The 23,900-nt window shown below is 53.8% G+C and carries 16 protein-coding genes; 8 read left to right on the top strand and 8 right to left on the bottom strand.

Annotated features, from left to right (window positions below; genetic code table 11):
- Positions 1–120 precede the first annotated feature (120 nt).
- From SH527x_RS04070 to SH527x_RS04035, 8 genes are all read right to left on the bottom strand, one after another.
- A complete protein-coding gene (locus SH527x_RS04070; protein ID WP_437193369.1) occupies positions 121–870 on the bottom strand; it encodes an ABC transporter ATP-binding protein in 750 nt (249 codons plus the stop codon).
- Positions 867–2,078, bottom strand: coding sequence for an ABC transporter permease (locus SH527x_RS04065; protein WP_437193368.1), 1,212 nt, complete (start codon positions 2,076–2,078; stop codon positions 867–869). The genes SH527x_RS04070 and SH527x_RS04065 overlap by 4 nt, the downstream gene beginning before the upstream one ends.
- The gene (locus SH527x_RS04060; RefSeq protein ID WP_437193367.1) at positions 2,075–3,190 is read right to left on the bottom strand and encodes an efflux RND transporter periplasmic adaptor subunit; all 1,116 of its coding nucleotides are present in this window, start codon (positions 3,188–3,190) and stop codon (positions 2,075–2,077) included. The genes SH527x_RS04065 and SH527x_RS04060 overlap by 4 nt, the downstream gene beginning before the upstream one ends.
- 176 nt (positions 3,191–3,366) lie before the next feature.
- Positions 3,367–4,083, bottom strand: a complete 717-nt coding sequence (locus SH527x_RS04055; protein WP_437193366.1) for a hypothetical protein — start codon at positions 4,081–4,083, stop codon at positions 3,367–3,369.
- A complete protein-coding gene (locus SH527x_RS04050) occupies positions 4,080–4,424 on the bottom strand; it encodes a cupin domain-containing protein (RefSeq protein WP_437193365.1) in 345 nt (114 codons plus the stop codon). Before SH527x_RS04050 ends, SH527x_RS04055 begins: the two co-directional genes overlap by 4 nt.
- Before the next feature lie 16 nt (positions 4,425–4,440).
- Positions 4,441–6,678, bottom strand: a complete 2,238-nt coding sequence (locus SH527x_RS04045; protein WP_437193364.1) for a nitric-oxide reductase large subunit — start codon at positions 6,676–6,678, stop codon at positions 4,441–4,443.
- A 96-nt stretch (positions 6,679–6,774) separates the two neighbouring features.
- Positions 6,775–6,954: a MerR family DNA-binding protein gene (locus SH527x_RS04040; protein ID WP_437194578.1), complete on the bottom strand. Its 180-nt coding sequence runs from the start codon at positions 6,952–6,954 to the stop codon at positions 6,775–6,777.
- Positions 6,955–7,244: 290 nt separating this feature from the next.
- Complete coding sequence (locus SH527x_RS04035; protein WP_437193363.1) at positions 7,245–8,465, bottom strand: exonuclease domain-containing protein; 1,221 nt, start codon at positions 8,463–8,465, stop codon at positions 7,245–7,247.
- A 251-nt stretch (positions 8,466–8,716) separates the two neighbouring features.
- Here SH527x_RS04035 and SH527x_RS04030 point away from each other — a divergent pair, with 251 nt between their 5' ends.
- The 8 genes from SH527x_RS04030 (at position 8,717) to SH527x_RS03995 (ending at position 23,842) form a co-directional block, all read left to right on the top strand.
- Entirely contained in the window at positions 8,717–10,912 is a 2,196-nt protein-coding gene (locus SH527x_RS04030; protein ID WP_437193362.1) for a TerB N-terminal domain-containing protein, read from the top strand.
- Between the two features lie 50 nt (positions 10,913–10,962).
- Positions 10,963–12,270 carry an ATP-binding protein gene (locus tag SH527x_RS04025; protein ID WP_437193361.1) on the top strand — a complete coding sequence of 436 codons (1,308 nt, stop codon included), beginning with the start codon at positions 10,963–10,965 and terminating at the stop codon, positions 12,268–12,270.
- The gene (locus SH527x_RS04020; protein WP_437193360.1) at positions 12,267–14,474 is read left to right on the top strand and encodes a DEAD/DEAH box helicase; all 2,208 of its coding nucleotides are present in this window, start codon (positions 12,267–12,269) and stop codon (positions 14,472–14,474) included. Before SH527x_RS04025 ends, SH527x_RS04020 begins: the two co-directional genes overlap by 4 nt.
- 655 nt (positions 14,475–15,129) lie before the next feature.
- Positions 15,130–18,777 (top strand): hypothetical protein, encoded by a 3,648-nt coding sequence (locus SH527x_RS04015; RefSeq protein WP_437193359.1) that lies wholly within the window; start codon positions 15,130–15,132, stop codon positions 18,775–18,777.
- A gap of 432 nt (positions 18,778–19,209) precedes the next feature.
- The gene (locus SH527x_RS04010) at positions 19,210–19,857 is read left to right on the top strand and encodes a PspA/IM30 family protein (protein ID WP_437193358.1); all 648 of its coding nucleotides are present in this window, start codon (positions 19,210–19,212) and stop codon (positions 19,855–19,857) included.
- 29 nt (positions 19,858–19,886) lie between these two features.
- Positions 19,887–20,243 carry a hypothetical protein gene (locus SH527x_RS04005; RefSeq protein ID WP_437193357.1) on the top strand — a complete coding sequence of 119 codons (357 nt, stop codon included), beginning with the start codon at positions 19,887–19,889 and terminating at the stop codon, positions 20,241–20,243.
- A 27-nt stretch (positions 20,244–20,270) separates the two neighbouring features.
- Complete coding sequence (locus SH527x_RS04000; protein WP_437193356.1) at positions 20,271–22,370, top strand: sensor histidine kinase; 2,100 nt, start codon at positions 20,271–20,273, stop codon at positions 22,368–22,370.
- A complete protein-coding gene (locus tag SH527x_RS03995) occupies positions 22,367–23,842 on the top strand; it encodes a sigma-54-dependent transcriptional regulator (RefSeq protein ID WP_437193355.1) in 1,476 nt (491 codons plus the stop codon). The genes SH527x_RS04000 and SH527x_RS03995 overlap by 4 nt, the downstream gene beginning before the upstream one ends.
- The last annotated feature ends 58 nt before the right edge of the window (positions 23,843–23,900 follow it).

The raw sequence follows: 23,900 nt of genomic DNA, 5'->3' as shown, positions 1-23,900 counted from the left end.
ACTGCCTTGGCCATCCTTGTCCCTTCGGTTCCGTAGAGCCGTGAAGCAGTGCGGATAAATTTCGGATTGGCTTCAGACCGCAGAAATCATGCGGTGAGAACGAGCGGGCCACTGATCCACTCAGTGACTCCTTGGAGTCGCCATACGGAGCTGCCCATCTTCCATCTCGTAATGGGTCTCAAACACATCCAGTGAACGGTGGTCATGGGTGACGACGATGACAGCAGCCTGTTGCTCGTGAGCGACTTTGGCAAAAAGTTCCATGACCTGTCTTCCTCGATGACTGTCCAGTGCAGCAGTCGGTTCATCAGCAAGTATGACGCTGGGCCGATTGGCGAGCGCTCGTGCGACGGCAACTCGCTGCTGCTGACCGCCAGACAGCATCGACGGCAGGCTTTGTGCCCGATCGGCAACTCCAAGATAGTCCAGCAATTCCATTGTGCGCTGGGTCGCAGCACGGCGAGACTCTCCGTTGAGTTCCATTGCAATTCGCACATTTTCAGCGGCAGTCAGGAATGGAATCAGATTCGACTTCTGGAAGACAAAGCCGATGTGCCGTCGCCGAAAAGATCGCAGATTTGTCCGAGCTTCTGGGCCGTCGAGAACAAGTTGTCCGCCGATGTGGACACGTCCCGAGGTCGGTGGATTGATGAGTCCCACCGCCGTCAAAAATGTCGATTTTCCCGAACCGCTGGGACCGAGCAGGGCCACGACTTCCCCCCGCCGAACTTGCATCGACGCATCCTGCATGGCGATGACTTCGGTATTGCCTCTGCCATACACTTTCGTCAGGTGTTCGGTTTCAATGGCCAGAGGACTTTCGGGTTTGGCCCGCTGAAACGCTGCATCCGACTGGGGAGTGAGAGTCATGACAGCGCCTCGTTGGGAGAAACTTTCATTGCTTTCCAGATGCCCAGTATACTGGAGGCGACCGAAATCATCAGCACGATCAGGGCCAACTGTGCGACGTCGCTCTCGGTAATAATCACTCTGCGAGGAAACATCGGGAAAACTTGCTGGCCGAGCAAGTAAGCAATGCCGAAGCCCATTCCGCCTAAAATCAACGCCTGCTGCAAGATGAGTCCCAGAATGACAATGTTGGGCGCTCCAATGAGTTTGAGCAGGGCAATCGAGTGAATCTTGTCGAGGGTCAGCGTGTAGAGAATCAGGGCCATTATGATAGCGGCGATGATCGTCAGCAGGACTCGGAAGAGTCCAATCTGTGCCTTGATCTTTTCAACCGATCCCTTCAGCAACAGTTCCCGCTGGCCCTCCTGCGTAAACACCGAAACATCACTCCAACCTGCGATGATGTTGGTGACATCGTCGAATTGAGTGCCGGGGTGAATCGTCACCATCACAGCGCTCAATTGCGGACGGGCAATGGCCGGAAGTTCTCCTGTCGGCCTACGTGCGTTATCAAGCAGTGCGGGTTGTGTCATCGCTGCTTCAAATGACTCGCCTCTTGTTTCCCGTGCTGCACGTTCCAAACGCACTCCTTCGCCGGGAACGTCGAATTGAATGGCTAGTGCATCCTGCACCGTGACAAAGGCAATCCCATCGCCATTGGAACTGATGAGATTCTTCGTGGTGCCGACGACTTCGTATGTTTCCTTGCCGAGTGTGATCTGACTCCCAACCGGGAGCCGCAACGTTTCGTCGGCGATCATTTCGAAATGATTCTGCCCGAGGTACCGCCCAGTTGACAGCGGCAACCATTCTCCCTTATCGGTCGGCCAGCTTAGCCCCATGACGGCGATCCGCAAGGGTTTCCCTGCTCGTTCCCGTTGGATTGTGTGATAGACGAACTCACGGGCCGTTTTCACACCGGGAACCGCCTGGACACGGTGAACGAGAGTCGGCGGCACACGGGAAATCTCGGCGAACGGGCCTCGGGTGCTGCGCTGGACAACCCACATGTCTGCTCCCACCCGGTCGATGAGCAATGTGGCGTCCTCAATCACCCCTCGATAGATGCCTCCCATTCCCATGACAATCATCAGGAGCAGGCCGACTCCTACTGTGGTCAATGTGAAACGCCCGAGATTGTGCCGGATATCCTTGAGAGCAAGGTTCATGGGGCTTGAACCCTCCGTCCGTCGATCAAGTTGGTTGCTCCCCTCGCAGGCTTCAGGATCACATCCTGTTCAGAAATCCCCTCTCGCACTTCAACGACATCTCGCCCCCGAACTCCGAGCGTCACCGGCTCCCAGCGAGCAACTCCATGATCCAATAGGAAAACTCCTTCCTGTCCCCCTCGACGGCTTAACACCGTCAAGGGAATGGTCAGCACGTTGTCTCGCCGGTGTGTCTCGATAAAGACTTCGGCTCTTTGTCCGACTGCCCAATTCGCAGGAAGCTGGGATACTTCGATATCCACAATGAACTCACGAGTCTCTCGATCAGTCTGTTTGCCCAGCCGCACAACAAACCCCGGATAGCTCTGGTCCGGTTGCGAACGAAGCACAATCCGAGCAGGTTGTTTGACGCCCAGCTTTGACATTTCCGTCTCATCGACCCACGCACTAATCCACAACATTTCGGTTGAGATCAGTGTCAGGACGGCGCTGCCGGGAACAGCGATATCCCCAGTTTCACGATGGCGGGCCACAATGAGTCCGCCAAACGGTGCCTTGATGATTGTGTCTGCCAGCCGTGCCCGGTGGTACTCAAGCGTTTTCGCAGCAGCGAGGAGTCCCTTCTGACCTTCACTGATAGCAGCCTCGGCCCGAGTTGTATCAGACGTGGCAATAGCCAGTGATTCCGCCGCCCGATCCATTTCCTCCCGTGTTGTGGCCCCTTTCTGATGAAGTGTTTGCATACGTTGATGATGCTTTTCCGCTTGGTCGAAGACGGCCACAGACCGGGACTTGTCTGCCTTCAGTCGTACCAGCGCCGCCTCTGCCGCTTCCAGATTGGCTTTCGCAATTTCTACCTGCTGCTGGAGTTCCTCATCGTCCAGTTGAACAAGTACCTGCCCCAGCTCAACCACGTCTCCTTGATCGACCGAAACCTGACTGATCCTCCCGGCGATTTTCGGGCTGATGGTGGTCGAAACACGGGCCTCCAGCGTCCCGGTTCCCATCACCTCGGAAACGATGGTCTGGCGGACGGCAGAGATGCTTTCGACGGGCACGGGTGCTAATCGCAGTTGGTAGACGATTCCCCCTGCGATTAGCAGAACGGCCACCCATCGCCCCCACCTCCACAACCATCGAAGCCATATTTGTAATCTGGGGTCATCGCCACTCATGGATGTTCGCTCACTTCCGCCAAGACGTTCCCTCTGTGATTTCTGCGTGACAAGTCACCTCTCCTCCCCAAACCTGGAATGGATTGGCTCGCCTGACCTAAAGTCTGTATGACCTAAATACGGTGTTTGCGTTCCAAATCCACTAACTGCGCCACAAGATCGGAGTGACCATGCACCCAGAACACATATCGTGGCACCTGCTTGTCAATGGTGCGTGCCATAAACGGCTCACCCCAGAAACTCAGCAGGGCTTCGGTTTGTCCTTTCTGTTCGGTCTCAGCCAAGATGAAGGAAACGGTCTGCGGAAGAGTCCGCCAGCGTGGTTCGAGGACTTTTCCGCTTCCATCACACTCTTTGATTTTAGACAGCATGTTGAGTGTCCACAGGTCTCTTTCGCTCTCGTCAGAAATGAACTGTATTGACCGGACAAGGGGATTCTCTATGGCCGGTTTCAACAGCAAGTCAAAGACCTCCTGTGACCGGAACATCAAGAAGCAGACGTTAAACCACACCATCTCGCCACGAGCGGTTTCCACAAATCTGCGACTTTCAGATCGCAGATAGCGAGGACCGATCAGCACGGCTGCAGGGGGGGCCAGCGAAAATTCAATGCTTTTGACACCACCCTTGATCTGATTGACGGCTTCGCCCAAATGTTCGTCATGGCTCTCTCGCCGCAAATCTCGAAACAGGAGAAGTGCCAGCAGGACAAGGATAATCGTGAACAGAACCTCGACATCGACGATGTGGAGGAGGTGCAGCACGATGGCGATGACGGCGGCGGTGATTCCCGCAATGACATCCCAATCGATACGAAGCAGTCTTTTCATGTCGTCGTCCCACAGCTCTGAGCAACAATCGTGAGCAGGAAAGTAGAAGCTTCGACTGCCTCAAGAGCGTGAACTTCACCTGCCGCCCGATATAGTATATCCCCCGCCCGAAGTTTCTTCGGCTCTCCCATCGTCGTGAATGTGATGTCGCCTTCCAGACATTGCGTAATGATCTCGCCTGGAGCCTTGTGCCGTGTCAGCTTCCTTTCTGCCGGGAGGACCATGCGAATCACTTCGACGTGTTGTGTCTTGATGAGCGTTCTGGCGATGGATGCCGCTAGTTGGTCTCCCAGAGGTCGCACGTCAATCACTTTGCCCGGTGGTGCATGGGGAATCGCCATGAGTGCCTCTGCTGTTCTAGTTTCGTGATGGATCATCAACCGTCTTGAACGAGTGGCCGGTCTTCAGACCGGCCACAAACAGAACAAGAGCCACGGCTCCGAGGAAGAACACGGTATCACCGGGAACTCGCATCCAGCGTAAGGTCTGCATCAAGTCGGTCTGCATGAACTCGCTACTGCGAGCGTACCAATAGCTGTGTTCAACGGAAGCCTGCGTTTGCAGCAAGCCGACCGGCAACAGGCTTAAAACACACATCGCCATCAAGCCGCTATTCAATGACCAGAACGAGAACCGCAGCAGTCCATCCTTCCATTCCTTGCCGGGGATCAACACCCGCAGGCAAATGAGCATCAGTCCGATTCCCAGCATCCCATACACACCGAACAGGGCGGCATGAGCGTGGAGCGGTGTCGTGTTGAGTCCTTGCATGTAGTACAGGGCAATTGGCGGGTTAATCATGAAGCCAAACAGCCCCGCTCCGATCATGTTCCAGAAGGCGACCGACACGAAGAAGTAGATTGGCCACTTGTACCTTTGGACCCACGGTGACGTTCTGGATCGCCGCAAATCTTCAGTGGCATCGAAGCCAAGCAAAACAAGCGGTACGACTTCCAAAGCACTGAAGACTGATCCCCAAACCAGTGCGACGGTCGGCGTGCCTGAGAAGTACAGATGGTGACAGGTACCAATGATGCCACCCGAAAGAAAGATCGTCGCTGACAACAGTGCTGAGGCTGCGGCGATGCCCGGTCGGATCAGATTGAGCCGCATGAAGATGAAGGCGATTACCGTGGTGGCGAAGACTTCGAAGAACCCTTCAACCCACAGGTGAACCACCCACCATCGCCAGTATTCGACCATCGACAAATGCGTGTGCTGTCCCCATGTCAGCCCCGCACCGTAGAACAGGGCAATCGCTCCGGTTGCCACCGCCAGCAGTGCGACAAGTTGCTTCGTCTCGCCCGTTCTCCTCAATGCTGGAAGCAGTACCCGAATCATCAGGAACAGCCAAAACAACAGCCCCACCATCAGAGCGATCTGCCACACTCGTCCGAGATCGACATACTCGTATCCCTGATGCCCCAGATAGAACGAAACGGTATCGGTCAGCTTGTTATGGATGCTCAGCCATTCGCCCGAGAGTGAGCCAACCACCACCAGCAATAGCGCACCAAACAGTATGTTCACGCCGAGAGTCTGTCCCTTCGGTTCTTCACCGCTGACAAGTGGGCCAATAAAAAGTCCGGCTGCCAGCCAAGCGGTAGCGATCCAGAATAAGCCCATCTGAACATGCCACGTTCGGCTCACGCTGTAGGGAAGCCAGTCGGAAAGCGGGAAACCATAAAAACCGTCACCTTCAACACCATAGTGAGCCGTGATAACTCCCAGCAGCATTTGAACAAGGATGAGGGCCGCGACAACCCAGAAGTATTTGATGGTCGCTTTCTGAGACGGAGTGGCTTCCCACAGTGCCAGTGGATCGCTCTCAGGGGGCGTCGGCTCTTCTTCCTCGCTTCGTTTCGCAGCGTACCACCACCCCATCGCTGAGATACCCGCCAGCAGCATGATGATGCTCACGCCGGTCCAGACGATGGTGTCTCCGGTAGGGCGGTTGCCAATCAGAGGTTCATGTGGCCAATTGTTGGTGTAGGTGCTAATGTCGTTGGGACGGTCGGTCGAGGCAGCCCATGCTGTCCAGAAGAAGAACGCCGATAACTTGCGGAGCCGCTCTGGGTCGGAGACCGCCCCCGCAGGAATGGCGTAATCGGCGTTTCCTTTCGAGAAGACTTCTGTGTAATGGGCAAGATTGGACTCGAACGCCTCGACTCGAATGGGATCAATCGTGACCGTGCCGGTGGATGGGTCAAAAGTGTTGGTATGTAGCAACTTGGTCAGGCGAGCAATGAGTTGAGCTTGTTGCTCGTTGTCTAGGCTATCGAAGTCGCTGCCATGTCCGGCGCTTGACCAGCGGTCGAGAATGAACACTGCTTCCCGATGCAGCCAGTCAGCCGTCCAGTCGGGAGCGACATAGCTGCCGTGTCCCCAAATCGAACCGACCTCCATCCCACCCATCGATTGCCAGACATTCTGGCCTGCCAGTATCTCTCCCTCACCAATCAGCACTGTCCCGTCGCTGACCACCACTTGGGCAGGGATCGGCGGCATCTCCTGATAGATGCGTGTTCCGATCCAGCCAAGCACGAGAAGCGAACTCACCACGACGAACGTGAAGGCAATCCACAACCGGTGCATGTGATCCTCCTCGTGAACATGAGGCTAATTTGGTGTTCTTCGTTGGCTCGTGTGAACGAGCGGGCAGCCGACAGACAGATTACAGGTCTTGCAATGCTACACAATCTTGCGGAGTGAACGCTTCATCTGTTGTAAGCTGCGAATCTTGTTTTCGATATCTCTGATCTTGTTCTCTGCTCGCTGGTGAATGTGAGAGTAGTCAGAGTTGGCGAATGACAATTCCAGTAGCTCACGGATTTCCGCCAGAGTGAAGCCGAGTTCCTTGGCCTGCCGGATGTAGCCCAGTCAGATCGAAGCGAAATCGTACGTGGGCGATCTGGTCAAATCATTCGAGCGGAAAGCGGCCTGATAAGATCGTGGTCGCCGCACATGGCGGTGACCACGTATTCCGATTCGACATGTCGACGCAACGAGGATTTGACCCATTCAGCTCTTCGGCGAAATCTTACAAGGTGGCTGTGTGAGCCTCCGAAAACAACAAGCGGTCAGTGTGAGCGAGGAACATTCCGATGTTGTGCGACCGCCATCCGAGTGGGATGAGCAGCAGTCCTCTCGGATGCTTAGGGCTAATCCACATCAACATTGATCGCATTCCAGAAAACGTGCTCGGCCATGATGCGGGTGCCGTATTCTCTTGCCTTCTTGGCTTTTCCAGACTGAGTGTTGGGATCGGCAACAACAAGGATATCGAGCTTCTTGGTCACGCCTGTCAAAATGGTCAGGCCAGCTCGAGCTGCAATCGCTTGTGCGTTGGTACGACTGAGAGGTGCTCCGCCGATTGTTGCGGAGAGTTCTCCGGTAAAACAAACTGACTTTCCTTTCAGATCGGATGTCACTTCTCGAGAACCTCCTGTCAGGCTGGCAATTTGGCGTTCTGCATCGTTCAAGACAGAATCCACTTCCGTCAGGGACCGTCCCAGTAGTGTGGCGACCTGATGGATATCGCTCCGTTCTGAATCGGTGATGATACCGTCTATCAGCGCCACTGCTCCCAGACGACGCACGAATTCTCCATGCAACCTCTCAACCTGAGTAAGGGACAGTCCCCAGCGGGTGGCTGTTTCGATGAGAGCATTTCCCTCGGCTGCGTCGATCCGGCGGTCTTCAAGGACTCGCTCCAGGAGGGCCAGGTAAGCCCAAGAGGCAGCATCGCTCATTTGAGTCGAACTGACTCGCGACAACTCGGCGAGCCGTTGCAGGTAATGATTGGTGTGTGGACGAGAACGCATCTCCATACGCGTGACCGGACGTTTCCCCGACCTCGCAACTTGAGGCCATTTTGTCTGTTGGAATTTCGTAGAGACATGACCTCGCCGGTAAAGCTCCACAAATAGTTGAGCCGTTGCTCGTGCATCATCCAAAGCGGAATGGGCTTCGGCGGGTGGAGTGATTCCAAAGTCTTCGCAACATGAGGAAAGCGAACCGCCGCCGGAGGATCGCATGGTGCAGGCAAGCGGAAGCTCGGGAAGGGCGACATCACAACGTCGAAACTCCGACTGAAGAAAATCGGCATCGAACATGACGTTGTGGCCAACGTACGCCATCGCTCCATCTAAGAATTCAGTAAGTTCTCCCGCCAGCTCCTGGAAGAGCGGAGCATCAAGAACATCCGCAGAGACCAGACCATGAATTGAAGTCGGACCGATATCCCGCTGCGGATTCACCAGCGAAATAAACTCTTGCTCAATCTCACCCGTTTCACCGATCCGTACGGCAGCGATTTCTACGATACGATGGTGATGGGATGGGAAAAGTCCGGTCGTTTCGACATCAAAGATGACAAACATTGGCCCGCTCCTGAATTGTTTGTGTAGGTAGTAGCTTCTCTGTCGAAAGAAAATTCGTCAACGCTGATGGAGCGACCTAATCATTTCGTTGCCGTGAAATTCTTCAACAATTAGGATAGATTGCTGATTAATTGACGCATGTTAAATGGCTGTGAATATGTAGTCGTTCAGTATAAAACGTTACAGCGGCCTATGTGTCGTGTGCGACATTGTTGGAAATCCCGGTGTTTAAAGGGCCAAAGATGGAGCCAATGGTCGATCTGCATTGGAATCGAACCAATGAATCGCAAGGTTTGAAGGACAATGGGTTCTGGCACTCTCTGAATCGAATCTGGAAACCGAGAACGACTGGTGAATCAAATTTTTTTGGTCCCGGTTCCACGGTTCAGCTTGATCGAGGAACGATTCACGCGCCGCTCATCTACGTCTGCAAGGGAACACTGCAGGACGCTCCGGATGCGTCACTGATCGAGACAGGTCTTCCTATTAGCAAACCGGGCGTTCCCGCTGAAGAATTGCCCTATTGGCCAAGTTATCGTGCAGCGTCCCCCGCTCAGCGTTCCCGCTATATCGACTGGCTCATCAGTGGCCGATCGGATCCGAACATTCCACTTGGCTATGTCTTTATTTACTTTTACGGATTGGAACGTCGCGTCCTGGTCGATCAGATTGATTTCGTCCCGATTGCAAATGAAATTCTGCGATTACTGGAAATCTACTCTCATTCTCGCTCCTTCTGTCGCTACGGAACGAGCCTGCTCTGGTCAACAATCTGGCTCGGTCTGACATCGTCATCTATTCCGGGACAGACGATGGAACGAGCCTTGACAACCCCGGGTTGGTCTGAAGAAACGCTTGCGATCTGCCTGGCCTGTTTTGAATCTCTACAGGCAATACTCCCTAAACCGTTGTTGTATCGCCTGGCACAAAATGATGTCCGTTCCCCACGCAGCGTGGTGGTAAAACGCCATCCCGAATTGCACTTAGAAGCATTCTCCAAGCGGATCGACTCCCGATTTCCGGATGGTTTTCGACTCAAAGCGGCGAAAAGGCCGCGTCGCCTGGAGTATTTTGCTGCCAGTTCCACGCTTGGCCGGTTGCATGACTCCGGTGGGCCGCTTGCCAACCAGCGGATTCCCAACGTTCTGGGATTGCCTTCTCAATTCCAGCCTCTCATCGATCTGTGGATTCAAACCAATGAGGACCTCAAGGCCTACGACCGCGCACACAAGAAAGCGGACGACGGAAAATTTACTGCGGATATGTACGAGGCTCTTCCGGAACACTTGAGGGAAGGGGACCATCCTCATTTTGATGCCTGGTATCAGGTCATGGATCGATCAGTCACGGAAGATGGATGGACGATAGTTGCTGTTGGAGAACTCTCCACAATCGAGGGTTGGACGAAGCGAGCAAAATTGACGAAAACCCAATCTCTCGAACTGGCGTGCACAGCCATGCAGATGGGACTGGCAATTGAACCGGATGCGAGGATTACCAATCAGCCCTATGAATGGGATCAAGTTGTCAGCATCTTTCCTGCAACCGAGGAACTGAGCCAGGACGTGGCTTCTTACCACGCCGCAGCAGTTCTCTTGGAACTAGGACTGACCATCGCAGCTTCTGATGGCCAAATTGACGAGGTTGAACTGGGACGGCTCTCGTCCCATCTGGAAGCTCAATTCGAGCTTTCGACTCAGGACACTGCCAGGCTTGAGCATCTCAGATATCTTCTCATGCGCAGGCCTCCTTCCGAGTTTTTAGGAGCCCGGAAGCTTAAGAAAACGTTGACCGTCGATCAGCGTCGGATGATCGGCGAATTTCTAGTGGGGATTGCAGCTGCGGACGATGAGATTTCTCCAGAGGAAGTAAAAGCCCTGGGCAAAGCCTATCGAATTCTGGGTCTGGAAGCCGGCGATCTAACCGGTTTACTTCGAGAGGTTTCGATCCCAGAAGCCGGTCAGGAGAACCCCAAAGCGACCGATGAGACCTTTCACTTGGATCCAAATCGAATTAATGCGATTATGTCGGAGACCGCGCGAGTGGCCCAGTTTCTCCGGGATGCGCTCATGGAGGACTCCGATGAAGCTGAAACGGACGTCCAAGAAATTCCAAACGCTAAGCCTGTTGTGACGCCGAAACCGTCTTCCATGACAATTTCATCTGATGTCAGCGTTTCCCCTGATGCTTACCATCACTCGATGTCAGACCAACGTTTTCCGGGCCTCCAGTCGAGACTTGTTCCTTTTCTGGTTCTGGCAGTTCAGCAACAACGCTGGCCAAGGTCAGAACTCGGCCAGCACGCACGTCTCCACAGTCTCATTTTGGGTTCAGCCATCGAAGAAGTGAACGAGTGGGCCTACGAGAATTTGGGCTCTGAATTATTGATTGATGGCGATGAAGTCATCGAAATTCAGCTCGAGTTACTTTCGTCGAGCAAATCTTGACCGCGTGACAAAACATCTGCTGGTATCGAATGTGTGATAGGGCAACTCAAATGATTTCTGTTCGAGAGCGTAACGCAATTATTCAGTCTCTGGCTGCTGGCGTCGTGCCGGGCATTGGCTTGCACCATATTCAGGTCGGACGGAATGATGAAGTCCAGGCGCTGGTCCGCGATCTGGAGAATGTCGCTGCCGAGGGAGCCGCATGCCGTTTCATCATTGGCCGCTTTGGAAGCGGGAAAACATTCTTCCTCAATTTGCTCCGTACCGTCGCCCTGCAACGCAAATTTGTCGTTGCGACGGCGGATATCACCACGGATCGTCGCCTGCATGGCTCGTCTGGACAGGCTCGGTCTCTTTATTCCGAACTGATGAAGAACTTGTCGACACGCTCGCGTCCGGAGGGAGGAGCATTGCCGAACTTGGTGGAACGCTGGGTAGGTGATGTCGATCATCAGGTGAGAAGCTCGGGTGGCGGAGACGATGAAGTGCGGCGAGAGTTGATTCAGCGTCTGAAACCGCTTCAGGATCTGGTCAGCGGCTATGATTTCGCCACTGTCATCGTCAAATATTTTGACGGTTTTCTTTCACACAACGAGCTCCTGCAGCAGTCTGCACTCCGGTGGCTGCGAGGGGAATTTGCCACGAAGACCGAAGCTCGTGAGCATCTCGGAGTGCGGACCATTATCGACGATGATTCCTTCTATGACTATCTCAAGCTGATGGCAGCCTTCACCCGAATGGCTGGTTACAGCGGGTTGCTCGTGAATATTGATGAATTGGTTGTCCTGTCACACCGGCTCAATAACACGATCGCCCGAAACAACAACTACGAAGCGATCCTGCGTATCGTGAATGATTGCCTGCAGGGGCGAGCGAATGGAATTGGATTTCTGTTTGCCGGAACTCCCGAATGCCTCGAAGATCGGAGACGAGGGATTTTCAGCTATGAGGCACTCGCCACTCGCCTTGCACCGAATCGATTTGCTGCCGAAGGGCGACGCGACCTCAACTCCCCAGTGATCCATCTGGAAAGTCTGACACCGGAAGATTGCTACGTGCTCCTTCATAATATCCGCAAGGTCTTTGAAGAATCGAATGCAGCAGTTCAACTTCTGCCTGATGAAGGAATCGTGCAGTATCTGCAAGTCTGCCAGCAACGGATGGGAGCGGCCTATTTCCAGACGCCCCGGGATACCGTCAAGGATTTCGTCGGCCTGCTGCAAGTCTTAAAACAAAATCCAGACACATCCTGGCAACGATTACTGAGTGTCAAGCAGGCTGAACCATTCCAGTCGCCAGTCGATCCCAGCGTTCCGTCTGACCCCTCCGATGACAATCTGACCACCTTTCGCCTATGACCATGTCCCCCAGTGATCTGTTGGCCGAGCCGATTCGACGCAGCTTGTGGCGGATGGGGTGGACGTCGCTTCGTCCACTTCAGGAGCAGGCCATTGGGGTGATTCTTGGTGGCGAAGGAGATGCAATTCTCTCTGCCAAAACTGCTGCGGGAAAAACCGAAGCGGCATTTTTGCCCGTCCTTTCGAAAATCTGCGAGCAACCTCTCGGATCGATCAGAGCCCTTTATGTCGGTCCGTTGAAGGCCCTGATCAATGATCAGTACCGACGTTTGGAGGAACTCTGCGAATATGTCGAGATCCCGGTTCACCGCTGGCACGGAGACGTTTCTGCTGACAAAAAGAGGAAGCTTGTCGAACGACCGGGCGGCGTGCTGCTCATCACTCCCGAATCGCTGGAGTCACTCTTCGTGAATCGGAGCGCTGCCCTCGGAAAGATTTTCCACTCTCTTTCATTTGTCGTGATTGACGAATTGCATGCCCTGCTGGGAAAGGAACGAGGAACCCAGCTTCGCAGCCAACTCTACCGCCTGGACCGATATGTGGTTGTTCCGCCGCGGATCTTCGCACTCTCCGCCACCATTGGAGATCTGACGGCTGCCGCCCGCTGGCTCCGTCCCGATGCAGCGGAATCAGTACATGTGGTGAGGGATGAATCCGGGAACAAGACGATCCGCTACAAAATCCATGCCTATCAACGAATCCCTGTCGCTGTTCAAGGCAAACCGGATCAGGAATTGGTTCCCCCCGATAAACTATATCAGGACATGTATGAAAACTACCGGGCATCCCGGAATCTGATTTTCGCGAATTCGAAGACTACGGTCGAGGAACTGACGGACCGGTTGAATACACTCTCCCGAGAAGAGAATTCGTCGACCGAGTTTCTGATTCACCATGGATCGCTCTCCCGGGAGATTCGTGAAGATGCGGAAAAGCGGATGTTGGAATCTCGGCCTCAGAACATTGTTTGCTCCTCGACACTCGAACTGGGAATCGACATCGGCAACGTGAGCAGTGTAGCCCAAGTGGGCCCTTGCTGGTCCGTCAGTTCGCTGGTGCAACGACTCGGCCGGAGTGGTCGACGGGATGAGGAACCGCACCAAATGCGAGTCTTCATTGTTGAAGATCCTGTTCATGAACGATCCAGCCTGGAAGAACGGCTCTACCCCAGGCTTCTCCAGTCCATCGCGCTTACGGAATTGATGCTGGAAAAGTGGGTCGAATCTCCGAATACGAACCCGTTCGACTTCAGCACGCTCGTGCAGCAAACACTCAGCATCATTGTCGAAACGGGAGGGCTGCAGGCAGACATCCTGTTTGTTCGCCTCGTGAAGAATGGTGCGTTCCGGTTCCTGACTCAATTGCAGTTCGCTACATTCCTGCGTGAACTCGCGAAACATGATCTGATTGAACAACATCCGGATGGAACTCTGATTCTCGGGCTGGCAGGCGAGAGGACAGTCAAAGATTATGAATTTTATGCAGCATTCTTGTCCCCTCCGGAATACCGAGTCCTTTGTGGAGGCCGGGCGATCGGGCGGCTCTCGTGCGACTGCATTCCAAAACCGGAAGACCATCTCCTGCTGGCTGGCCGCCGGTGGCAGGTCATGCATGTCGATCATGACCACGAAGAACTTCTCGTCCAGCCAGCGCGGGGACGAAAGCCGCCACTTTTTCCAGCAACAGGTGGCGACATTGCAACCGAAATCCGACAACGGATGAAACAGCTGCTGTGTGGGATGGAAGTTCCCGGGTACATCGACGAGGAAGCCAAAAAACTCTTCAGCGGCGCTCGATCGGAAGCAAACAAAACGGGTCTGAAGTCCTCAAGTGTGATCAGAATAAGTGATGGCAAAATTCTCTGGTTTCCTTGGACTGGATCACGTGTAATGCGAACCCTTGACCTGCTGTTTCAGTGGGGCAAAATCCCAGCCGAAAAACAGAGCTTCGAGCTTTCGTTCGAATGTTCGGATTTCAATGGAGAGTTTCCCCATTCCTTGAGAAACCTGCTGAAAAATCCACCTTCTTCCCGCGAACTGGCCGAATGCGAGACACATCTCGCCACCCGAAAATGGGACAGCTTCGTTCCCAACGGTCTTCTCGTGGAGTCCTACGCGGCAGACTCGCTCGACGTTGAAGAAGCCTTAAAATGTCTTCGGGAGATGATCGCAACAGAATACGAGACTCCGGAATCGACGGTCTGAAGAGCCATTCATTGCATTTGAGTGGTACGAATAGGCAATTTCGGTCGATGTGACGAATGCAACTTAGAGTAACTTAGTTTTTAGTTTGCCGTATATCCACAGCTCCGAATGGAGTCGGCACAATGCTGCCTCATCTGTTCGGAGACGGCCCTGATATCGCTGCGTGCTCCGTGGCTGCCCCGACACCACGCACGCCGTTCGCTCCGAAACCGGGAACTCTTTTTGGAGCCCCACGGTTACCGCACGCCGTTGCGGAGGGCTCACCAGTTTTTTGAGTTCACATACTTCCGCATCCGGCTTTTGAGTGTCAGCTCTACTACGATCTCCTTGAGCTTCTTGCTCTCCTCCTCCGGTTCTTTAAGCCGCCGGGCTTCCTCTGACTTCATGCCACAAAGCTGTTGCTGCTAATGGTGAGAGGGTGCTCTTTTCTGAGCTTTCGAATTGCAGTCGAAGACCTGCAGTAGGTGCCGTCTGCGGACTGCACTTCTTCAGTGATCTGCCCGGGTCTACAAAATCAACAAGCGTAGCAAGTTTACTAATGGAAAATGGTTACGCCGATTCGTTCAGGTGCTGCAGGAGTTCGGCATCATATGTGTATTGGGAGTGACTTCCTCAACTCATTGAGGCGTCATTTTTAACCAGCATGGGGGCCTCGATGGAACGCGATCGCGAATCTGCATCCTTTCTGATCCGGTTTCTGGACAGTTTCCTGCACGAGAAAAATATCAAATGGATGCTCGGAGTCGGGACGTTGATTCTACTCGGTTCATCGCTGCGTCTGGTCTCGATGAACTGGGGAGATTTCTCCCAGGTCTGGAAGTACGGGATCCTACTGGCATACACCGCACTGATCTTCGTAGCCAGCGAGTTCACTTACTTTCGACTGGGACTCCGCCGCACAGGGACAGTGCTGATGTCCCTAACCGTTGCTCTTGTGCCACTTTCCTTCTATGCGCTTCACTGGCTTGATCCTGCAGAACCTGGCGGCTTATCGAAATTTCCACAGCAGATCAGCTTGGCCTCAATGATCGCTGTCAATTTCGTGCTGAGTGCTGCAGTAACGCATCGGATCTTTGTTCTTTTTCTTCGAAAACCACAGTGGACCTTCGAATTCGCGTATCTAGCCCTGTCTTTGGCCGGAGCGGTGGTGCCCAAGGTTGTCTCGACACTTCCGCATTTTTGGTCTTACGGAATCTTCGCTGGTCTCTGGCTGATCTTCGCTGCTGGCACACTCAAGGTTAACCGACATGTCTTCTGGCTGAACGAAGAAGAACGTCGCCCGCGGATCTTCGGCTTCTTTCCAATTCTGCTACTCGGCGCGCAGTTCCTGGGTTTGTTTGGCGGCTTCTTGTCCAACGAGATTCCCATGCAATGGTGGGGACTTGGATGTGTGCTGATCGCCGTTCCGGTTTTGTTGACGGCTGACACGGTAGCGAAAGTCTTCCAACAGCGAACTGGAAACCTTGTTCGCCCGTTGCCTGCCAGCATTGTTGCACCGTTGATTGTTGGGCTCATCCTTTGTGCATTGGGATTGGGGCTTGCAGCGACAGGAATTCCCCGTCCGTTCGCACTGGTGCCAACCGCCGGGCTGGTTGCGGTGGCCATGGGAGTGGTTGCCAGGAGGACCGGATATCAGGCATTCACTTGGGTTGGGATCGTCTGTGCGCTGGTTGCCTACCAGTTTTCTCCTCTGTTTTTCCTTGAAACTGCGAAGTTTGTCGTCCAGCAGGGAACAATTGCGGTTAAGGAAACGCGGCTCCCATATTCGTTCTATGGTTTGACGTACCTGCCGGTTCTACTGACCTTCACGGTCGCGAGCACGCTGTTGCATCGTTCCCGATTAGACGTCTTTGCCGCTCCTCTACGACAAGCTGCGATCGGACTCGCCTGCCTGTTGCTTGTCGCCGGATTCGGACATCCCAAAGCGACTTTCCCCGTCAGCGCGGTGATGATGGGGCTTTTTGCCTTGCAGGTTTTCTGCTTTCGGCTTGGGATGTTATTGGTCCCTGCAAACCTCGCTTTGATTGGAACTGCCTGGGGATTCCCCACATTCCAGATGATGCTCACTGAAACTCCGACGACTCCATCCAGTGTTCGGTTCATAATGGCCCTGGTGGCGGTGGTTCAACTCATTCCAGGGCGATGGATCGATCGATGGAGTCTCTCTCTGAATCATTCTCCGCTGGCATCGACAGCTTCTACAGGTCTGTGTCAACAGTTCAGTCTCGCTGTGACATTCCTGACGGGATTGAGTTGCTGTCTTGGCTCTCTGGTCGGAATTGAAGCGGCTCCCCCGTTCATCACCAGCTTGCTAATTGGAGTGGTGTTCATAGCACATTCCCTGATGAGCCGAGATTTTCAGACTGGACTGACCTGCATCGTCTATCTGAATCTACTTGTTGGCTTGTATTGGGTGAACCTTCCCTATTCATGGGCGTTCACGCTTCTTGCATCGGTCAGCTTTCTGATTCTGCAATGGTCAGTTGGGATGGTTCTACGAAGTTTGCCAACCTCTGCTATTAGCCAGGCATTCGCGGAACCATTGGTCCAATTCAGTCAGGTCTCGCTCGTTCTGCTCTCGATCGGTGGGATTCTTCCCCTTCTGATCAACAGTCATTGGACGATTCACGAACAGCCGTTTCTTTTCTGGGGCGCGTCCGGAGTAATGGCTGGATGGTTCTATAGCGCTGGCTGGCGAAATCAAGATACCCGTTACCTGATGGGCGGCTTCTTTATCCTACTGCTCCTCCCGAGTGCAATACTGATTCACCAGCTTGAGACTCGCACAGGAGGGAATTGGTTGCCTTTGATTTGGTCGATCTCCGCCATCACCCAGTTGGCAATATTCAACCTGGCAGAGAGATGCTGGAACCATCGGAGCGAGTGCAGGGAAGAAGACAGTGAGGGGGGAAGGCAGCCGTCGCGACAACTGGGAACATTGGTTTCCGCCATCTTACTCAGTGTGGCGATGGGAACTCTGTTCTTCCTGCATCTTCCAGCAAGACTCGCTGCTGTTGTTGCACTTGTTGCCTTGTTCCAAAGTCGTTCTGGAAGTCACGTGCTGACCACGCCGACGGCGCTGGCATGTGTGGCAAACTGGCAGGGGATGTGCCTGTTAGTTCATCTGCTGACAGGAGAAACTGGACTTGTCTGGCAGATCTCTCAACAGCAGTTCTTCGCATTGCTGTTTCCGATCTCGCTCTTTGCGGCACTCAGCGTTGGGGTTATTGAACTCTCACTTTGGGCGGTGAAATCCTGTCAGATTCCAGAGTCGGAACCTGTCGTGTTGTCTCAGCAACGTTTTCTCATGTTCCTGCTCTCATGTGCGATGCTGACAGCTCAGGTCATGAATCCCGTGAGCGAGTTCACTTTATGGCAGGCTTTCGCAGCGGCAGCAACATTTGTCTGCTTGGGATTCAGTGAACTTGTCCGCGCCTGTCGCGAGCAGAGTGTTGAAGCGGTTTGGAAATCCATGGGGATTGGTGTGGTTTCCATGGTCTATCTGATCGCTTTTCAAGTCATCGCGATCACATTGGGCGGGGGAATGTATTCTCTTTTGGCCGTGTGTTTCATCTTCTGGGCAACCGGAAAATCTGTATCGGGTCGGGGCCAGTTAAACATCATGGCGGAACCGTTTTTGACCGCTTCCTACTGGATGCCTTTGGTGGTTGTATTTGTCGGAATTGTCCTCCATGGAATGAGTGGAAGTGATCTCTGGAAAGGATCCAACAGCCTCGCGCTGCTGATCGCGTCAGCCTTCTACTTCTTCCAAGGAATGGAAGGGCATCGAGTGCGAAACTGGATGATGTCGGCCGGGATCATGAATATTGCCCTCGCACTGCTTTGGAACGAACTGCAATGGTACGATGCACAGCTCTTCCTCATTCCGATTGGGACGTCCGTTCTGATGCTCGTCGAATTGCTGCGACGGGAACTTCCGGAATCGTTCCACGTTCCAATGAGATACATCGGAGCCCTCACGATTCTCACGTCACCGACGTTTGAGATCATCTCGGGGAGTTGGTTACACCTGCTCAGTCTGATGATTCTGTCAGTTATCATTCTCCTGCTTGCGATGGGACTTCGCATTCGGGCTCTGGTTTATACTGGAAGCGCTTTCCTGATTGCTGACCTTATCGCTCTGGTCGTGCGTGGAGGGCTGGACCATCCCAACTTGCTTTGGGTTGCGGGAGTCGTTCTTGGCCTCGGAGTCATCGGGCTGGCAGCTTACTGCGAACATCACCGGGAGAAGCTCTTGTCTCGAATCCGCTTGATTTCCGCTGAACTTGAAACGTGGCGATAAAGCGATCGTGAACATTGGATGCGAGACGGTATACCGCTGCGATACGCGTTGCCATCACCGATTCCTCAGGAGCGCTGAGAGCCCAGAACCCGCCGTCCTCATCCGTGCTGGTCGCAAATCGGAAGGGCAGGGTTCCCATCGAGTCGCCTGAGAGGAGGAGCGGGATCATATGAAATCTCTGTGGGAACGTAGAGCTCCCGCAGTTCGCAATCACGAGGTTCTTGAACTCCCTGCCTATACATATGTGGAAAAGGAATAAAAGCACAAACGAAAGGGACGGAAATGATCAAGACATAAGCTCCGTTGTGATCCGTCGAAACTCCATTGCGATTGAACTTGTTTCTGACTGTCGTTGTGACTGAACAAGAATCTCCCGATCGTCAAACTAAAAGGAATGCTCCGATGAGCTGGATGGAAAGTTTTACATTGGTTATGCGTTCGAATCTGACGTACCTCCGCGAGAAGGTCGAAAACCCTGAGCGGATGCTGCATCAACTGATCATTGACATGGAAGAGGAACTAGAAAGTGTGCGTAAATCCGTCGCGATGGCGATCGCGGACGAAGTCCTATTAAAGAAACGGACCATCGCGGCACGTCAGGAGATTGACCAATGGATGGATCGAGCTCAACGTGCTGTGGAGAGAAACAACGAGTCCGCAGCCAAGGCAGCTCTCGAACAGAAGGGCCTCGCATCAGAGCGAGCAGAGCAACTTGAGAGCGAACATATCAAGCAGCAGGAGCAGACGGAAAAACTCAGGCGGTCCGTGTCAGAACTGGAGGACAAAGTCCGCCAGGCTCGCCAGAAACGAACACTTCTGCTGGCAAGATTGAATCGTGCCGAAAGTGCTCAGAAGATCAACACCGCGCTAGATCGCGCGGCTGGAGCCAGTGCGTTTGCTGAGTTTGGTCGACTGGAATCTCGAGTTGAACACGCAGAAGCACTTGCGGAGGCCTATGAACGGTTGGATGGCCGTGATCCCGACGCCGATGATCTTGAGCGACAGTTCGTCAAGGAGGAACGCCAGGCGAAGATTGAACAGGAACTGCAGTCACTCAAAGACCGAATTCAGACGCGGTGAGATCGTCGTCCTCAGGGAGCTTCAATATCATGTTGCAGAGTTGGAGACAGCTCCTCTACCGGGAACTTTGTGAGTGGTGCCTGTCCTGGTGGAAGGGGGACCGGATCAGAATCTCCCCGCAGGAACGACTCGTGTGGCATTTGCAACCGGGAAGTCTCCTGATGATTGAAGGGGAACAAGTCTCTGTTCTGTCCCGACGATTGCTTGAGACTGATCCGGTCGGGCTGGAATTCACCTGCAGGAGTGCGGATACTGAGAGCCTGCTGCAGGTGCTTTCCATGCCACATTTTCCTTATTCACGTCTCATCTGGCACACAACAGACGGCCGCCGTGAACTGGAATTGATAGACATACAAGTCTGGAATGTCGATATGCCACCACACTGAAACGGCTGGAACATCAAAGGATCTCAGATGGCGGACAACCTGAAGCTGTTTGCATATGGTGCTGCCGCCGTATTGGATCTCGTTCTCTTGCTCAGTCTTCTCGAACGCCCCAACTGGCGATCGGTCACCAGTTGGATGCTGTCGCTGACAATTGGGATCTGTCTCTGGCATTCAGGTCTCTTCATTCACGCTCTACTGGTTCAGTCGCCAGATGAACTGGCAGTACACGGTCTCTGGGCAAGCATGACAGCAATGGCTGCTGGTCTCTTGATCATGCCCAGCGCCATGATGCATGGGCTGCACCGCTTCACGAAATCCGGGATGCAGGTTTCTATCCGGATGAATCCATGGCTCTGCCTGTATTATCTTCCGGTCCTGCTGCTGATTCCCATCAGTTTTCAACTTGCAACTGATCCCCGGGTGCCGTTTCTCCAGTTGCTGAATGCTTACGCAGGTCCTTATCTCGTATGGATGTCTGGAACGAATCTGGTTGCGGCTTTCGGTCTGTTGCAGTTAAGAAGAAGCATTGAGAGTCCCAGCGTGCTGCGATTCTTCAATTCGCTCGCATGGACTCTGTTAGGGATCACGATTGTCGATGTCAGCTGTCTCACGTGGGGCTTGCAACTGTGGCCTGAAGGACGCGTCTGGTTGCAAATGATTGTCGCGCTCTCGCCAGTTCTGCCGGCGCTGGTGTTCTCCTACTACGTGATGCGATTCAAGCTTCTGCCACTGGTTCTCGAACGCACGCTGATTTATGGAGCGATTGTTGTTGGAGCGATGCTGCTACACGAAGCCATCACTGGAGATTTCGCCGATGCGTTTCAGAATCAGTACCGAGTGAATTTCGGAGTCATCGAAGCGATTGCCGCCATCGGGCTCATTCTGGTTTATCAGCCGCTGCGTCAACGTTGTGCGGAAGCACTGGATTATCTGTTCGGAGCTTCATCCGAATTGCGGGGAGAAAATCGAAACCTCTCGGTTCAACTCGCCTCCCGTTCAGGAGAGCGTTCTTACGAGCTGTTAACCTGGTTTGTTCAAGCGGCGCAGGCTTCATTTCAAGTGGAATCCGTTTCCGCCATCATTCTGCGGAGTGATAAGCATGAGGTCTATTCCACCGATCCCGATTTAGATCTTCGCCAACAAACAGCACGGGCACTCTATCGGCAAATGCAGGCTTCCAGCATGCGAACGTGCACTCTCCATAACGCACCCGACAAGAAGAGCCTGCTCGCTTTACAGGAGGCGAATGCATCTGCTGCGTTGCGGATTGACTGTCCCAATCGCCCGGGATTGCTGTTGGTGGGAACCCAGCGATATCGGCAATCACTCCGGGAAGAACAATTTAATGCCCTGTCGTTACTGGTCGAACAACTCGGGGTGACATTGCAGAATGCTGATTTGCAGGCGGCCCGACTGGATGCTGAACGACGCGCCGTGCAGCAGGAGAAACTGTCGACACTAGGATTAGTAGCGGGATCGATTGCCCATGAAGTCAAGAATCCTCTTTCCTCGATCAAATCGATCGCGACCGTACTTGCGGAAGAACTGGGAAGCACGAGCCCTCATGCGGAAGATCTCCGGTTGATCCTGGGGGAGATCGACCGGCTGGCTCTCACTGCGTCACAACTTCTGGACATCGCCCGAACACCGGTCCATGCTCCGCAGGATGGTTTGCTGCAGCATTCACTCAGGCAGACGACTCATTTGCTGTCCCACCTTGCACGCCAGCATCATTCACAGATCGTCACAAACGTTCCCGATCAACTCCCGGCGGTCGCAGTGGATGAAGGAACGTTACGGGAAATATTCTTGAACCTGATCGCCAACTCCATAGAAGCAACGGGGCCGGCGGGGCAGATTCGGGTGACCTGCCGACTCGAGGGAGAATCGGTTGTCACCGAAGTACGCGACAACGGTCCCGGCCTGCCAGATGCCGTGCGGGAGCGGTTATTCGAACCATTGGTCACGACCAAAGAGGCAGGAACCGGTCTGGGACTTTATATTGTGGGGCTTCGGGTTCGTGAATGTGGAGGAGATGTCACATGCGAAACGAGCCCTGAAACCGGGACAACGTTCTTCGTTCGCTTGCCATTCGCCCCTGTTGCTGGGGAGTGTGGCGGCGATTGAAGGCGCCTCCCGTTTCGGATCGTGCAATTTTCGCCACCGGAATTCCCAACTCTCGTGAGATGCAATATCGCATCAGCGGACGGAACTCATTGATGACCACTCTGTGTATTCTGATTGCAGATGATGAGCAGCCGGCCCGCTTTGGAATGAGGCGGGCGCTAAGCCAGTCAGGCCATCTGTTGATTGAGGCTGAAGACGGGATCCAGGCGTTGGATCTCATTCGATCTCACAAGCCCGATCTGGTTTTTCTCGATTTGAACATGCCCCGGTTGGATGGCAAATCACTCTTGAGGGAACTGTCAGGGATGGCCCGTGAGACGGAAATTATCGTCGTCACCGCCAATAACCGCCTGTCTGATGCGGTGGAGTGCATTCAACTGGGAGCAGCGGACTTCGTCGCGAAACCATTTGAAGTGGAACAGCTACGATCGATTGCCCGCCGGGTTGCCCGTCGCGTGCAACTTCAACAGGAGGTGACCGAACTTCAGAGTGAATTGAAAGGACGCACCGGAACTGGAGCAATTATCGGCGCAAGCCGACAGATGAAAGTGCTCGAACAGCAACTGCAACGTCTGGCGCAGGCACCAACAAATGTGCTGCTGCGAGGAGAAAGCGGAACCGGTAAAGAGCTGGTTGCAAGAGAGATCCACAGGCTGAGCCCCCAATCAAATGGCCCCTTTATCGCTGTGAACACCGCTGCGATTCCGGAATCATTGACAGAGAGTGAACTCTTCGGACATCGCAAGGGAGCTTTTACCGGTGCGGAGAGCGATCGAATCGGAGTCTTTCAACAGGCCACGGGCGGAACTCTGTTTCTGGATGAGGTGGGGGACATGCCCCTCCCGGTTCAGGCGAAAATTCTCCGAGCATTGCAGGAGCGGGTCATCCAACCTGTTGGAACCTCTCTGACAATTCCCGTGGATGTTCGCGTCATCAGTGCGACCCATCGAAATCTTGAAGAGGCGATTTCGTCCGGGACTTTTCGGCAGGATCTTTATTTTCGGCTCAAAGGAATTGAGATCCATCTTCCCCCTCTTCGAAGCCGCCGTGAAGATCTCCTGCTTCTGGCGAATCATTTCCTCGAGCGGAACGCACAGCAAATGCAGGTGAGTCTCCCTGAATTTACGTCGGATGCCGTCGATGCAATCTTGTCTCATCAGTGGCCCGGAAATGTTCGGGAGCTGGAAAACACGGTCCTTGCCGCGATGGCGATGCGTGAAGGTGAGGCGATCACCAGTCGTGATCTGGGGCTAACAAGATCTTCCTCTGCAGGTATGGACGACCAGTTCGCCGATTACCTGGACCTGCCTTTGACTGAAGCGAAGAATCAGCTTGTCGCGGATTTCGAGCGACTGGCGATCAACAAAGCCCTCGACAAGTTTCAGGGGAATGTCAGTGCAGCAGCGCGACATCTGGGGGTTCACCGCCAAAGTTTGCAACAGAAAATGTCTCAACTGGATATTAATCGCTGATCTCTCTTTGATAAAGATCAGCAGACGTGGGAGTCCCGGTCGGCTTCGCAAATTCCAA

Origin of the sequence: Planctomicrobium limosum, assembly GCF_051465645.1 — a bacterium.
Classification (GTDB): domain Bacteria; phylum Planctomycetota; class Planctomycetia; order Planctomycetales; family Planctomycetaceae; genus Planctomicrobium.
Note: the sequence above shows the minus strand (reverse complement) of the source record. Positions and strands in the feature narration are given on the sequence as shown.